The organism is Burkholderia singularis, assembly GCF_900176645.1.
GTDB lineage: Bacteria > Pseudomonadota > Gammaproteobacteria > Burkholderiales > Burkholderiaceae > Burkholderia > Burkholderia singularis.
Genome location: NZ_FXAN01000025.1, coordinates 81,648 through 95,661, shown reverse-complemented (window position 1 = coordinate 95,661; position 14,014 = coordinate 81,648). Strand labels below are relative to the sequence as shown.

General features: G+C 64.9%; 14 protein-coding genes. 6 read left to right on the top strand and 8 right to left on the bottom strand.

The window, feature by feature from the left end; genetic code table 11:
- The first annotated feature begins 183 nt into the window (after nucleotides 1–183).
- The 4 genes from puuE to BSIN_RS02400 all read left to right on the top strand — a co-directional run bounded on the left by puuE (nucleotide 184) and on the right by BSIN_RS02400 (nucleotide 3,324).
- Nucleotides 184–1,137 carry an allantoinase PuuE gene (gene puuE / locus BSIN_RS02415; protein ID WP_089339400.1) on the top strand — a complete coding sequence of 318 codons (954 nt, stop codon included), beginning with the start codon at nucleotides 184–186 and terminating at the stop codon, nucleotides 1,135–1,137.
- Nucleotides 1,134–1,655 carry a 2-oxo-4-hydroxy-4-carboxy-5-ureidoimidazoline decarboxylase gene (gene uraD / locus BSIN_RS02410; protein ID WP_069234219.1) on the top strand — a complete coding sequence of 174 codons (522 nt, stop codon included), beginning with the start codon at nucleotides 1,134–1,136 and terminating at the stop codon, nucleotides 1,653–1,655. Before puuE ends, uraD begins: the two co-directional genes overlap by 4 nt.
- A 146-nt stretch (nucleotides 1,656–1,801) precedes the next feature.
- Entirely contained in the window at nucleotides 1,802–2,815 is a 1,014-nt protein-coding gene (gene alc, locus BSIN_RS02405; RefSeq protein WP_089339399.1) for an allantoicase, read from the top strand.
- On the top strand, nucleotides 2,812–3,324 hold the full coding sequence (locus BSIN_RS02400; protein ID WP_089339398.1) for an ureidoglycolate lyase: 513 nt from the start codon (nucleotides 2,812–2,814) through the stop codon (nucleotides 3,322–3,324). Before alc ends, BSIN_RS02400 begins: the two co-directional genes overlap by 4 nt.
- A gap of 296 nt (nucleotides 3,325–3,620) precedes the next feature.
- Here BSIN_RS02400 and BSIN_RS02395 read toward each other — a convergent pair whose 3' ends face one another.
- Entirely contained in the window at nucleotides 3,621–4,814 is a 1,194-nt protein-coding gene (locus tag BSIN_RS02395; protein WP_089339397.1) for a urate hydroxylase PuuD, read from the bottom strand.
- A gap of 83 nt (nucleotides 4,815–4,897) precedes the next feature.
- A complete protein-coding gene (gene uraH, locus BSIN_RS02390; RefSeq protein ID WP_059513478.1) occupies nucleotides 4,898–5,254 on the bottom strand; it encodes a hydroxyisourate hydrolase in 357 nt (118 codons plus the stop codon).
- Between the two features lie 657 nt (nucleotides 5,255–5,911).
- Between uraH and BSIN_RS02380 the strand changes: the two genes are divergently transcribed.
- Complete coding sequence (locus BSIN_RS02380; RefSeq protein ID WP_089339395.1) at nucleotides 5,912–7,324, top strand: 8-oxoguanine deaminase; 1,413 nt, start codon at nucleotides 5,912–5,914, stop codon at nucleotides 7,322–7,324.
- 345 nt (nucleotides 7,325–7,669) lie between these two features.
- Here the strand turns inward: BSIN_RS02380 and BSIN_RS02370 are convergent, their stop codons facing one another.
- Together BSIN_RS02370 and BSIN_RS02365 are read right to left on the bottom strand one after the other, a co-directional pair.
- A complete protein-coding gene (locus BSIN_RS02370; RefSeq protein WP_059513472.1) occupies nucleotides 7,670–8,599 on the bottom strand; it encodes a LysR substrate-binding domain-containing protein in 930 nt (309 codons plus the stop codon).
- 108 nt (nucleotides 8,600–8,707) lie between these two features.
- Nucleotides 8,708–8,917 (bottom strand): dodecin, encoded by a 210-nt coding sequence (locus BSIN_RS02365; RefSeq protein ID WP_059513575.1) that lies wholly within the window; start codon nucleotides 8,915–8,917, stop codon nucleotides 8,708–8,710.
- A 161-nt stretch (nucleotides 8,918–9,078) separates the two neighbouring features.
- Here BSIN_RS02365 and BSIN_RS02360 point away from each other — a divergent pair, with 161 nt between their 5' ends.
- The gene (locus tag BSIN_RS02360; protein ID WP_369828097.1) at nucleotides 9,079–10,005 is read left to right on the top strand and encodes an NAD(P)-dependent oxidoreductase; all 927 of its coding nucleotides are present in this window, start codon (nucleotides 9,079–9,081) and stop codon (nucleotides 10,003–10,005) included.
- Nucleotides 10,006–10,107: 102 nt separating this feature from the next.
- On the opposite strand, the gene BSIN_RS02355 is transcribed toward BSIN_RS02360, so the two are convergent.
- The 4 genes from BSIN_RS02355 to BSIN_RS02340 form a co-directional block, all read right to left on the bottom strand.
- A complete protein-coding gene (locus BSIN_RS02355) occupies nucleotides 10,108–10,551 on the bottom strand; it encodes a hypothetical protein (protein ID WP_173678608.1) in 444 nt (147 codons plus the stop codon).
- A 360-nt stretch (nucleotides 10,552–10,911) separates the two neighbouring features.
- Nucleotides 10,912–11,343 carry a large conductance mechanosensitive channel protein MscL gene (gene mscL / locus BSIN_RS02350; protein WP_069234225.1) on the bottom strand — a complete coding sequence of 144 codons (432 nt, stop codon included), beginning with the start codon at nucleotides 11,341–11,343 and terminating at the stop codon, nucleotides 10,912–10,914.
- Between the two features lie 173 nt (nucleotides 11,344–11,516).
- Nucleotides 11,517–12,698 (bottom strand): tetratricopeptide repeat protein, encoded by a 1,182-nt coding sequence (locus tag BSIN_RS02345; RefSeq protein ID WP_089339392.1) that lies wholly within the window; start codon nucleotides 12,696–12,698, stop codon nucleotides 11,517–11,519.
- Between the two features lie 113 nt (nucleotides 12,699–12,811).
- Nucleotides 12,812–13,495, bottom strand: coding sequence for a PspA/IM30 family protein (locus BSIN_RS02340; RefSeq protein WP_059513462.1), 684 nt, complete (start codon nucleotides 13,493–13,495; stop codon nucleotides 12,812–12,814).
- Nucleotides 13,496–14,014: the final 519 nt, after the last annotated feature.

Sequence of the window (14,014 nt, the reverse complement as noted above, 5' to 3'; positions counted from 1 at the left end):
GGCATGCCGTGCGTGCGCACATACACGGGGCGTAACACGCACTATCTGCGTGCCCGTATGGGCGCTGGCGGGGGTTTTCGCTACACTGGGCCATCCGTCGCGCCGGCCGCGCCGCGGCGGTTTCGAGCTTTCGCGCGGCCGGCGCCGAGTCATCGGCGGCGCACTTTTTCGCATCGTCCAATCATGGCATTCGATCCCAACTATCCACGCGATCTGATCGGCTACGGCCGATATCCGGTGCAGGCAAACTGGCCGGGCCGCGCGCGCGTCGCGGTGCAGTTCGTCCTCAATTACGAGGAAGGCGGCGAAAACTGCGTGCTGCATGGCGACCCGGCTTCCGAGCAATTTCTGTCGGAAATTGTCGGCGCGGCTGCGTATCCGGCACGGCACATGAGCATGGAGTCGATCTACGAATATGGCTCGCGCGCGGGCGTGTGGCGCATCCTGCGCGAATTCGACAAGCGCGGCTTGCCGCTCACCGTGTTCGGCGTCGGCATGGCGCTCGAGCGGCACCCGGATGTCGCGCGCGCGTTCGTCGAACTCGGCCACGAGATCGCGTGCCACGGATGGCGCTGGATTCATTACCAGGACATGACGCCGGAGCGCGAGGCCGAGCATATGCGGCTCGGGATGGAGGCAATCGAGCGCGTCACGGGCGTGCGGCCGCTCGGCTGGTATACGGGGCGCGATAGTCCGAATACGCGCCGTCTCGTGGCCGAGCACGGCGGCTTTCTGTACGACTCCGATTACTACGGCGACGATCTGCCGTTCTGGCTGGACGTCGAGGTGTCGAGCGGCGAGACCGTGCCGCAACTCATCGTGCCGTATACGCTCGACGCGAACGACATGCGGTTCGCGACGCCGCAAGGATTCAACACTGCCGATCATTTTTTTCACTATCTGCGCGATGCGTTCGACGTGTTGTACGACGAAGGCGACGAAGCGCCGAAGATGATGTCGATCGGCATGCATTGCCGGCTGCTCGGCCGCCCCGGGCGCTTTCGCGCGCTGCAGCGGTTCCTTGATCACATCGAGCAGCACGATTGCGTGTGGGTGACGCGCCGCATCGATATCGCGCGGCACTGGCGCGAGCATCATCCGTATCAACCGGCACAGCCTGGGAGCGTTGCCCGATGACCGCCACGCACTACACGCTCGGGCAATTGAATGCGATGCCGCACGACGCGTTCGTCGCCGCGCTGTCCGGCATCTTCGAGCATTCGCCGTGGGTCGCGGTTGCCGTAGCGCACGCGCGGCCGTTCGACAGCGTCGATGCGCTGCATCGGGCGATGACGCAGGCAGTCGACGCGGCAGGCGAGGCCCGGCAACTGGCGCTGATTCGTGCGCACCCGGAACTGGCCGGCAAGGCCGCGGTGAGCGGCGAGCTGACGGCCGAGTCGACGCGCGAGCAGAGCGGCGCGGGGCTCGATCGTTGCACGCAACAGGAGTTCGACACGTTGCAACGTCTGAACCGCGAATATCGCGAGAAGTTCGGCTTTCCGTTCATTCTCGCGGTGCGCGGCTACGATCGGCGCGGCATCATCGAGAATTTCTCGTCGCGCGTCGCGCATTCGCGCGATCGGGAGTTGCGCGAGAGCCTCGCGCAGATTTACCGGATCGCACGCTTCAGGCTCGACGATCTGATCGATGGCTGAATGCGGCGGCTCGAGCGATGCGGGCTCGGGCTGAACGAGTCCCGCGCACGATGGTGTCGCGCGCGCCTGCCCGCGCATCGCGCGGCCGTTATAGGCCGCATGCGACGGCCTTTTTCATTTTCATCTCATCACGATAAGGACATACGATGGCTGTTGCGCTTTCCGACCCGAATGCACCCGAGTTTACGCGGCGCTACGTGAATCTCGCCGATCCCCGGCTCGGTGCGCAGACGCTCGAGGCGAGCGACGAATTCTTCGCGCCGAAAGAACGCATGCTGGAGCCGCAGCCGGCTGTCTTCATTCCGGGCAAGTATGACGATCACGGCAAATGGATGGACGGCTGGGAGACGCGCCGCAAGCGCACGACAGGCTACGACTGGTGCATCGTGAAGCTCGCGCGCGGCGGCGTCATCCACGGTTTCGACATCGATACGAGCCATTTCACCGGTAATTTTCCGCCGGCCGCGTCGATCGACGCGGCCTACGTCGCCGACGGCGCGCCGAACGAATCGACTCAATGGGTCGAGATCGTGCCGTCCACGACGCTGCAGGGCAACAGCCATCACTACGTCGAAGTCTGCGATGCGCGCGCCTATACGCATCTGCGCGTGAATATCTATCCGGACGGCGGTATTGCACGGCTGCGCGTATATGGCCGGCCGCAGCTCGACTGGACAGGCGCGGGCAAGACCGATCTGTTCGATCTCGCGGCAATGGAGAACGGCGGCTGTGTCGTCGCCTCGAATAATCAGCATTTCGGCGCGGCGTCGAACATACTGCTGCCGGGGCGCGGCGTGAACATGGGCGACGGCTGGGAAACGCGTCGCCGCCGCGAGCCGGGCAACGATTGGGCGATCGTCGCGCTCGCGCGGCCGGGCGTGATTCGCAAGATCGAAGTCGATACCGCGCATTTCAAGGGCAATTATCCGGACCGATGCTCGATCCAGGCGGCCTACGTGACGGGCGGCACCGACAGTTCGCTCGTCACGCAATCGATGTTCTGGCCTGTGTTGCTCGGCGAGCAGAAGCTGCAGATGGACCATCAGCACATCTTCGACACGCAGCTTGCCACGCTCGGGCCGATCACGCACGTGCGCTTGAACATCATTCCCGACGGCGGCGTATCGCGCCTGCGCATCTGGGGCGTGCTCGATCAATGAAGACGTTGACGATTGAGCCGTTGACCCGCGCCGCGTTCGCGCCGTTCGGCGACGTGATCGAAACGGACGGTGCGAAGCATTTTCCTATCAACGGCGGCACGACGACCCGCTTTCACGATCTCGCGCGCGTCGATGTCGGCGATGGCGGCGGGCGGCCGCTCGTGAATCTGTTTCGCGGGCAACCGCGCGCATTGCCGTTCGCGGTGACGATGCTCGAGCGGCATCCGCTTGGCAGCCAGGCTTTCCTGCCGCTGAGCGGCAAACCCTATCTCGTGGTCGTCGCGCCCGCGGACGATCTCGATCCGGCGAAGATCCGCGCATTCGTCACGCGCGGCTGGCAAGGCGTCAATTATGCGAAAGGCGTTTGGCATCATCCGCTGATCGCGCTTGGCGGGCTCAGCGATTTCATCGTCGTCGATCGCGGCGGCGACGGGGTGAACCTGGACGAACGCGACTTGCCCGAACCGCTGTGGCTCACCGACGACGCGCCGCCCGCGCTAACGGCCTGAGTCCACACGCGATAACAGCGAAAACATCGGCCTGCGCACACCCGCGCCATTCATATGTGGCGCGAGTGCCGCGCGGGTGTTTTGCGTGCGCGCCGACGTGGCGCGGCGGCAAAAGGCGGCGGCATTGCGCCGCCGCGTTTCATGCGCGGATCGTCTCCGCCGTTCCGGCAATGCGCGCGGCTCGCACGGGCCTGCGGTGCATGGCGGGGCTCACGGCAAACCGGCGATAGGCAGGCTCGCGCAAGCCTGCCTATCGCCGGTTTGCCGCGCGGCAGCCGTTCGCCGCGCGCCGGTGCCTACTTCGCCGCGCCGCTCTCGAACCACGCGGCGATCTGCGTGCGCTCGCCGTCCGTCATGTGCGTGACGTTGCCGATAGGCATCGCCTTCAACTGCACCGCTTGCTGATAAATACGCGGCGCGTTGCGTGCGATTTCGTCGGGCGTGTCGAACATCACGCCGGCGGGTGCGCTGCCCATCAGCGTCGGCTTGGCCGAGTGGCACGCGACGCAGCGCTGTTGCAGGATCGGTGCGATATCCTTCACCGCGAGCTTCGGCGCATCGGCGGCCTGCGCGGCGGGCGCGATCGGCCTGGGCAGCGTTGTGACAAGCGCGACCAGCATCAGCGCGACGCCGCCGAGCGGCAAATACCAGAGCTGCTGGCCGCGATGGCGCATCACGAAGAATTGCCGGATCAGCGCGCCCGCGAGCATGATGACGACAAGCACGATCCAGTTGTACCGGTTCGTATAAGTCATCGCATAGTGATTCGACAGCATCGCGAACACGACGGGCAGCGTGAAATATGTGTTGTGTACCGAGCGCTGCTTGCCGCGCTTGCCGTAAATCGGGTCCGGCGTCTCGCCCTTCAGCAGCTTGTCGACCATCTTGCGCTGGCCGGGAATGATCACGAAGAACACGTTCGCCGTCATGATCGTCGCGAGCATCGCGCCGACGATCAAATACGCGGCGCGGCCCGAGAACACGTGGCACGCGAGATAGGCGGCGGCGATCACATACAGGCCGACGAACACGCCGAGCAGCACATCGCGGCCGCCGAGCAGGCGGCACGCGCCATCGTAGACGATCCAGCCCGCGAGCAGAAAGCCGAGGGCCGACGATACGGCGACGACCGGCCCCATGTCGAGCACGTTCTTGTCGATCAGATATGTATTCGGCGCGAGCAGATACAGCACAAGAAAGAGCGCAAAACCGGACATCCAGGTCGTATACGACGGCCACTTCGACCAGTGCAGGTCTTCCGGCATTTCGGGCGGCGCGACGAGATACTTCTGCATGTTGTAGAACCCGCCGCCGTGCACGTGCCATAGCTCGCCGAACACGCCGCGCGCCTGCAGACGCGCGTCTTTCGGCGGCTTCAGGCTGTTGTCGAGCGCGACGAAATAGAACGATTCGCCGATCCACGCGATCGCGACGACGACGTGCAACCAGCGGATCGCGAGATTCAGCCAATCGGTGACGAAACCTTCCATGAAACTCCTCCAGACTCGATCGTTGTATCCGGCCGTTGTATTTGCGTTGCCCTAGAGCGGATGCCGGCACGCTTGATTGCCGCTCAACTGCCGCGATAGGTGCTGTACGACCACGGCGATACCAGCAGCGGCACGTGATAGTGCGCACCCGGATCGGCAACGCCGAAGCGCAGCACGACAACGTCGACGAAACGCGGCTCGGCGAGCGCGACGCCGAGCGCGGCGAAGTAGTCGCCCGCATGGAAGACGAGTTCGTAGGTGCCGGCCGTGAGCGCGTCGCCTTCGACGAGCGGCGCATCGCAACGGCCGTCGCTATTGGTGAGCGCCGTCGCGACGAGGCGGCGGGCGCCGTTGGCGTCCAGTGCGTGGAGTTCGATCTTGATCGCGGCGCCGGGGCGGCCGTGCGCGGTGTCGAGTACGTGGGTCGTGAGCTTTCCCATTCGCAAGGTCCTGGTTTGTTTGCGAGGATCGGCGGCGGCTCGATCCGATGAGGTTTGCGGCGGATCGAGGCTCCACGTCGGTGGCTACATACCCGTCGGCGGATCGGTGCGAGCGCCGTGCCGCCATTTTAAAAAGGTTCCGACCGGTTCACGCGACCGATAGCAAAGATAAGGTGCGCCGCATGTCGCGCACGGCAGGGCGTTCGCGGTTGCGCTTGATGTCGCGTCGATCCGGCGCTCGGCGCGGATGTCAAAGGCGAAGGTAGCCGAACATATTGACGCTGTGAAGCACGGTATGCGTGGGGCCGGCTTGCGTGATGCGGCGCACTGCGCAATGCTCGGGGGCGCGAGACCTGACGCAGTGCGCGGCTGGCGGCTACGTCCCGTCGGCGCATCGTCAAGCTGGCGAGCATCCGGGGATGAGGCAACGGTACGTGTTCGGATACATTCCGTGCAATCGTGCGGACATGAAGGACAGTCCGCCGAGTGGCCTCGGGGCGACGTGCGTGAATGTGGGCATAACCGGGCCGCCGGCGCGTCGCCTCGAAGGCGGCCGACGTGCCGGGGGCCCCGACCGATGTGCGCATGCGGTGCGCGGCGCCCCGTCCTGCCAGTCGAAACCATGCAGCAACGCGACCATACGGAGGCCGAACGATGATGGAACCACGGGAAAGCATATCCACCAGTGCATCTGGCCGGGCGCAGCATCGTGCGAAAACGCTGCTCGTCAAGCACGCCGATATGCTTGTGACGATGGACGGCGCGCGCCGCGAATTGCGCGATGCGGGGCTTTACGCCGAGGACAACCGTATCGTCGCGGTCGGGCTGAGCGATACGCTGCCTCAACACGCCGACGAGGTGCTCGACTTGCGCGGCCATCTTGTATTGCCTGGGTTCATCAATACCCACCACCATATGTATCAGAGTCTGACGCGGGCGATTCCGGCTGCGCAGAATGCCGAGCTGTTCGGCTGGCTCACGAGTCTGTATCGGATCTGGGAGAACCTGACCCCGGAAATGATCGAGGTATCGACGTTGACCGCGATGGCCGAGCTGCTGCTGTCCGGCTGTACGACGTCGAGCGATCATTTGTACATCTATCCAAACGGCTGCCGACTCGACGACAGTATCGAAGCCGCGCAGCGCATCGGCATGCGCTTTCACGCGACCCGCGGTGCAATGAGCGTCGGTCAGAAAGACGGCGGGCTGCCGCCCGATTCGCTCGTCGAGCGCGAGGCCGATATCCTGCGCGATGCGCAGCGGCTCATCGAAACCTATCACGACAGCCGCCGGTACGCGATGTTGCGCATCGGCGTTGCGCCATGCTCGCCGTTCTCCGTGAGCCGCGAGTTGATGCGCGATGCTGCGGCCCTCGCGCGCCACTACGGCGTCTCGCTGCATACCCACCTCGCGGAGAACGACAACGACGTCGCATACAGCCTGCAGAAATTCGGGATGACGCCCGCCGAGTATGCGGAGGATGTCGGCTGGATCGGCCGCGACGTCTGGCATGCGCACTGCGTCAAGCTCGATGCACACGGCGTCGCGCTTTTCGCGCGTACCGGCACCGGCGTCGCGCACTGTCCATGCTCGAACATGCGGCTCGCGTCGGGCATCGCGCCCGTGCGCCGGATGCGCGACGCGGGCGTGCCGGTCGGACTCGGTGTCGACGGCAGCGCGTCGAACGACGGCGCACAGATGATCGCCGAGGCGAGGCAGGCGCTGCTGTTGCAGCGCGTCGGTTTCGGTCCCGACGCGTTGACGGCGCGCGATGCGATCGAAATCGCGACGCTCGGCGGCGCGCGGGTACTGAACCGCGATGACATCGGCGCACTCGCGCCGGGGATGGCCGCGGATTTCATCGCTTTCGATCTGCGCACGCCGCAGTTCGCGGGCTCGCTTTCCGATCCGGTGGCCGCGCTGGTGTTCTGCGCGCCGCCGCAAGTGGCTTACAACGTCGTCAACGGGCGGGTGATCGTGCGCGAAGGGCGGTTGACCACGGTCGAGCTTGCGCCGATCGTCGCGCACCACAATGCGCTTGCGCAGGCGCTTTACGAGCTTGCGCCGTGAACTCGACGACAATGCGGAAAACGCAAACCCGCTTGCGTATCGGCGAGCGGCCGATTGTTGCCGGGAAGCACGAAGCAGCGGCTCGGACCGATGCGCGGCGGGCAGAGGAGCGTCTTCCGAAGCCGGCGTGGATTCCGGCACGCTTGTTCGACGCAAGGCCTTCGAAAAGCGTGCGGCCGGCCGGCTCGTGAAGTGTCGAATGTGTGCGTTGACTTTCACGTACCGCTTCAAGTCGGGATAACGAAAAATACGGGCGAGCACGCGCAGGCGTGCGAAAACGCCGAGGGTGCCGCGGGCGCGGCCGCCGTATTCGTCCGTCGCGCTCAGGTGTCGCGCATGCGCTTATCACGTATCGATCAACGCGCGGGTCGCCTCGGCTACAAGAGCGCGCAGCCAGCGCACTTCGTCGGAATAGTGCCCGCGTTCGTGCCAGAGCTGGTAATACTGCATCGGCGGAAAATCAAGCGGCGCGGGCACGACTGACAGCGGCAGGAATTTTGCGTAGTGGTCCGCAAAAAGCCGTGTCGTCGTGAAGATCAGATCCGACTTGACGAGCACGTAAGGCGCGAGATTGAAGTACGGCAGCGTGACGACGACATGGCGCTTGAGCCGCTCGCGCGCGAGATGCACGTCGATTGCGCCGCGCTGACCGACCGAATAGGGCGTCGGCGCGAGATGCGGCGCGTTCAGATATTGATCGAGCGTCAGGCCGCCGCGTTTCGCGAACGGGTGAGTATTGCTCATCAGACAGACGATTTCGTCGACGAACAGGTTCGACAGATGCAATTGTTCGGGCGGCTCCGGCCAGTTGCCGATGACGACGTCGAGCTTGCCGTCCTCGAGCGCCAGCTCGTAGTCGAACGCCGGCCCGAGCGAATGGAATTCGAGCGTGGCGTTCGGCGCGGCCAGCCGGAAGCGTTCGATCACGGTCGGCACGAACAGCACGTTCAGGTAATCGGGGCAGCCGATCCGGTAGCAGCGGATCGACGTGGCAGGGTCGAAGTTGTGCTGTTGGAACTTGATCCGCTCGATCTCGCGCAGCGCGTTTTGCACGGGCTCGAGCAGGCGCAGCCCGTATTCGGTCGGCACCATGCCGGATTTGCCCCGCACGAGCAGCGGATCGCCGGTGATGTCGCGCAGGCGGCGCAGCGCGGCGCTGATCGCCGGCTGCGACTGATTCAGCTTGACGGCCGCGCGCGTCACGCTGCGCTCCATCAACAAGGTATGCAGGACGCGCAATAGATACGTGTCGATCGCCTCGCGTTGCTGGCTCATGCTTTCTCCGTTTTATATGTCCGGGCTGATCGAGTGCAGTGGGGATCATATGATTTTTAATATGGACATAATCGAGCGTCAAGAGCGCGGCGACGCGGCGCGCATCGATCAATCGTCGATACGCAGCCCGACTTTAAGCGTGACTTGCCAATGGGCGACCTGGTCGCCTTCGATATGCCCGCGCATATCGGTCACCTCGAACCAATGCAGGTTGCGCACGGTTTTCGCGGCTTTCGAGATCGCGTTACGAATTGCGTCGTCGCTTGATTCGCGCGACGAGCCGGTGAGTTCGATCAGCTTGTAGACGTGGTCGTTCATGATGGGCTCCAGGAAAAGCGACGTCGTTTCGTCGTTCGGCCGGCGTGGCGGTTTGCCCGCGCCTTCTTGAGTGATAGGTATGATGGGCGGCAACTTCAATCGGGATTCGGGCGAATGGCAAGGGGGAAGACGTGGACGTCGGATTTTGTGGGCCGGGATTGATGGGCGCGCCGATGATTCGGCATTTGCTGGCGGCGGGGCATCGCGTGCACGTGTGGAACCGCACGCGCGAGAAGGCCGATGCGCTCGCGGCGCACGGTGCGCATGTCGTCGATACGCCGGGCGAGCTTGCCGCGCGCGCCGAAACGGTCATGCTGTGCGTGCTCGATGCGCAGGCGGTGGGCGATGTCGTGTTCGGCGCGTCGGGAGTGCTGTCGGGCGGGCAGGCGGGGGGATCATCGCCGGCGGCATCGGCATCGGCATCGGCATCGGCATCGGCATCGGCGGCGGCCGGGCGCCGGGTGACGCGCATCGTCGATCATTCGAGCATTGCGCCCGCGATGACGCGCGCATATGCGGCGCGTGCGGCGGCGCTCGGTGTGGCGTGGGTCGATGCGCCGGTGTCGGGCGGCGTACCGGGCGCGCAGTCGGGCACGCTTGCGGTGATGGCGGGCGGCCCGCCGGCGGATGTCGATGCGGCGCGCGAGCTGATTGATGCGTATGCGTCGCGCGTCACGCACATGGGCGACACGGGCGCCGGGCAGACAGCGAAACTGTGCAATCAGGCGATCGTGACGGCCACGGTGACGGCGATTGCCGAGGCAGTGGGGCTCGCGCAAGCGAGCGGCATCGATGCGGCGCGGCTTGCCGACGCGCTCGCGGGCGGCTGGGCGGATTCGGTGCTGTTGCAAACCTTCGTGCCGCGCATGGCGCAGCCGGATCGCAGCCACGCGCCGCTCGGGGCGCTGAAAACGTTTCAGAAGGATGTCGATGCGATCGCTGACGCGGCGCGTGATACCGGCGCAGTGATGCCGGTTGCGTCGACCGTGCAGCAAATACTGCGGCTTGGTGCGGCGATGGGGCTGGCGAACGCCGATTTCGCGGCGTTCATCGATATCGTGCGTCCGCAGGCGCAACGGCTTGCATGAGTGCGGGCGCACATGGCAGGAAAAAACCGGGGCAGCGGGTTCATGCGGCCGGCTCGATAAAGCGGCGCGCTGTTTGAAACGGGCTGCCGCCCATGGCGGCGCTTATAGCGAGCGTGGCGTGGTGTCGCCGGCATTCGGTTGCCCGATGCCGTTGCGCAGCCCCGCTTTGACGCCCGCACCGAATTCGGGGAGGATGCGCGCGCGGGCGCGGCTCGCGAACACGAGGAAGCCGAAGCCGTTCGCTTCGTACCAATAGCCGCCGTTCTCGAGCCCTTCGATCGGCTGTTCGAGCGCATTGGCGATCGATTCGATGCAGCGCTTACGCAATTCGGCGATCGCCGGATATGGCGGCTGCGCGCCACGCACGCTGCAAAGCAGGACATCGAGGCCGGGCAGCACGTGTGCGTAGAGCACCGGTTCGTCTTGAGCGCGAGCCCGGGCGATCTTGGTGTCGAGCTGGGCGAACGGCTTGGCATGGCGCAGCACCGCGAGGAACGATTCCTGGCCGTCCGGTTGCGCGCGTCGGCGTTTCTTCGGGAAGGACATAAACACTCGCTTCAAGAACATTTGCAAGAAATGCAGCATCCTCATGCGACCCACTCCCGGCTATGCGCGCCGCATGTCGATCTTTTATAGCATACGAAAATGCCGGCTTCACGAAGTTCGCCGACGCCGTTCTCGCGTATCGATCGAACCGGGTGGCAGCCTATGATCGTCCAAACCGACGCTTTGCACCTGCACTGTCATCGAATCTCCATGATAGCCCTATGGCGCCGCGCGTGTGTCCGGACTTCGTAAAAAATGGTGCGGATGGAAATGGGCGGCGCATATCTCATAAAAACACCGCGCGCAAAAAAAAGCCCGCGCGAGGCGGGCTTGCGGCAGCAGGCGAGCGCCCGTGCGGCTTCAGCGCTGCTTGAGCGCGTCGCGGATTTCGCGCAGCAGCACCACGTCCTCGGGCGTCTCGGCCGGCGCGGCTTGTTCCGGCTTGCGCAGCTTGTTGATGAACTTGACCATCAGGAAAATGATGAACGCGAGAATGATGAAATTGATCACCGCGGTAATGAACGAGCCGTAGCCGAACGTGGCCACGCCTGCCGCCTGCAGATCCTTGAACGATTCGGGATTGCCCTTGAACGACGCCGGAATCTGGCCGAGCAGGACGAATTTGTTCGAGAAATCCAGGCCGCCCGTCACTGCGCCGATGATCGGCATGATGAGATCTTTTACCACCGAGTCGACGATTTTCGAAAACGCTCCGCCGATGATCACGCCGACGGCGAGATCCATCACGTTGCCCTTGACGGCAAATTCCTTGAATTCCTGAATGATGCTCATTGGCGGCTTGCTCCTGTCGAAATGAAATAAAAGCGGCAGTTCGTTACCGCGAAAGTGGGCGTCATCATAACGAACCCGATCCCTTATCGATAGTTCATCTTAAAAAGATTGACAAACTTGCGGTCCCAAAAAAACGGGCCGTTTCCGGCCCATTGTATCGGTCAAACGGTATATCAGCCGTTATTGTTCCAATCGCCGCCGCCGCCGAAATCGACGCCGCCGCCGTCGCTGCCCCCGCCGTCCCAGCTTGCGCCTTGGCCCAGATCGAAGCCGGGGTCGGGCGGGGCAGCGCGGCGGCGGGCTTCGTCGTCGACGATCACGTCGCGCTCGATCACGCGCTCGCGCCCGCCCGACATCGCCTCGCCAAGCAGCACGCCGGTCAGCAGCCCGCCCATGCCGCCGAAGCCGCCGCCTTGCTGGATCACGACGGGCGGCTGCTGTTGCGGCGGATACGGCGAGTAGGGCGGCTGGCCCTGCGTGCCTCTTATCCGGTCGGCCTCCTGTGCGAAAACCGATCCTGAGCCGCCCGCGGGCGCGGCAGCCGCGCTCGGGTCGGGCCGGCCCTCGACGCGTGCTTTCAGGCTCGCGAATTGCCGTTCGAGTTCGTCGAGCCGGTAGGGCGGCACCGGATTCTTGTCGTTCGACAATGTTTCGACGAGTTCGCGCAGTTGGCTTTCGAGCGCGTCGATCTCGCCGTTGAGCGCCGCCGCGTTGGGGGCCGTCGATAGTCGCGCGTCGAGTTTGAGCGGTCGCACGTCGTTGAGAAGCTCGGTCGCGCGTTTCAATTGTGCGCGGCGCTCGTCGTCCGAGCGCTTGTCGTCGCTCGAGCGCGCGCGGCGCAGTGTCCAGCGCAGGACGAACGCGATCGCGCCGATCACGAGCGCGATGCCGACCCACATTCCGGTCGACGGCTCGCGATGCGCGGGCGCGGCGGGAGCCAACTGCGGCGCGCCCGGTTGCGCGGCCTGCGTCGTGCCGCCGAACACGCTGCCCGATGTCGCCGCCCGTTCGCCGAGCGTGGCGGCGCGATGGGCGTCGGCGCGCACGCGCGCTTCGGTTTGCGCGAAGCGCGACGCATCGGTGAAGCGCAACTGTGGATCGAGCGATTTCGCACGCTCGATCTGCGCGAGCGCTTCGGCCGCGCGTCCTTCGCGGTCCAGCACCTGGGCGTACAGATAACGCGCGCGCGCGTTATCCGGATAGGCGTCGATGACTTGCGAGAGCTGCGCGTCGGCTTGCTGCCAATTGCCTTGCGCAATCGATTGCTGGATTTGCGATAGCGACGGTACCGCTGCGTAAGCGGCGGCCGATGCGAGGATCAACGACACACCGACTGCTGCGAGAAGCTTTTTCATGGTCGGTTCGGGCGCTTGAGCCCGTCTCCTTACGGGTACCGCACGCGGCGGCGGTGCGTTGGCACGCGGGGCCGCCGCGTCGCGGAGCCGGCTGGCGGCAAGCCGCCGTTGCGTTACTGCTGGGCCGGCGTGTTCAGTTGCTTTTTCAGCGCTTCGAGGCGGTCCTCGACGGACGGGCCCTTGTTCAACGCGGCGAGCTTGTCGTCGAGCGCGCGGCCGCTGTTCGAGTCGGCCGAATTCAGGCGTGCGTCGGAGCGCGCGTTCGACAAGGCGACCTTGTCCTCGAGCTTGCGGAAATCCTCGGACAGATTCTTGCCGCCGATCCCGCCGAGTGCCGTCGCCGCGACGTCCTTTGCCTGCGCGATTTCCTGCTTGGCCTGCAGGATGTTCGAGCGCGCGTTCAGATCGTTGCGGCGCGTGCGCATGTCGGCGATCTGCGCCTTCAGCTTGTCGACGGACGGCTCGAGCACTTCGAGTTCGCGCGCGAGCGCGTCGCGCTCGGCTTCGGCGTTGGCCTGCGCGGCCAGCGCTTCGCGAGCGAGGCTTTCGTCGCCCGACTGCAGCGCGCGCTTTGCGCCGTCCTCATACTTTTTCGCGCGCTCGCTTGCGGCGTCGCGCTTGCTGCGTTGCATGGCGACTTGCGCTTCGATCTCGATCAGCGAGTTTTCCGCGCGGCCGATGCTGTCGTCGAGCTCCCGCACGATTTGCCGCGCGTCGCGCGACGGATCCTGTACCGAGTCCGCCGCATCGTTGAGCAGACCTTTGATCGTGCGCGAAATAGAGTCGAAAAGCGACATGAATTCCTCCGTAGATAAATGACGATGCGCGTGCGCGCACCGCGTGCGGTGCATTGCCGCGCCGAGCGGCCGGTGCGGCGGATATTACACCACCGGATCGCTTAAACCCGCCTTAAATACAGCGGCTCGCGCGCGGCGCGCACCGTTTCGCCGCGGCCCGGCGACCACCCGACATGCGGGCGAACGGCGGCGGTTTCCAGACCCCGCCGTCTCATTTTGGCGGATGCGTCTTTCAGAATGAAAGCGTGCCGGCCGGGGGCGCCAGCGTCTTTTATCATAAGCGCGTTCGCGGCGAGCGGTCGGTGGGGTGTGCAACGGAACCTTAGATTTTTTACAAAAAATCGCGAAGTCCGCGCGTCGATTTCATTAAAATGCGCTGTCATATGCGTCGACCGGCGGCGTCGACCGGCGGCTGCGCCGGCGGGATCGGCCGGCGGCGACGACGCCGTCGCGCCGCGCGGCCGGCCGTCTGCTCGACGTTCGTCGAGGCGGCCCGGCGTGATACTCTTTCGCGACGCT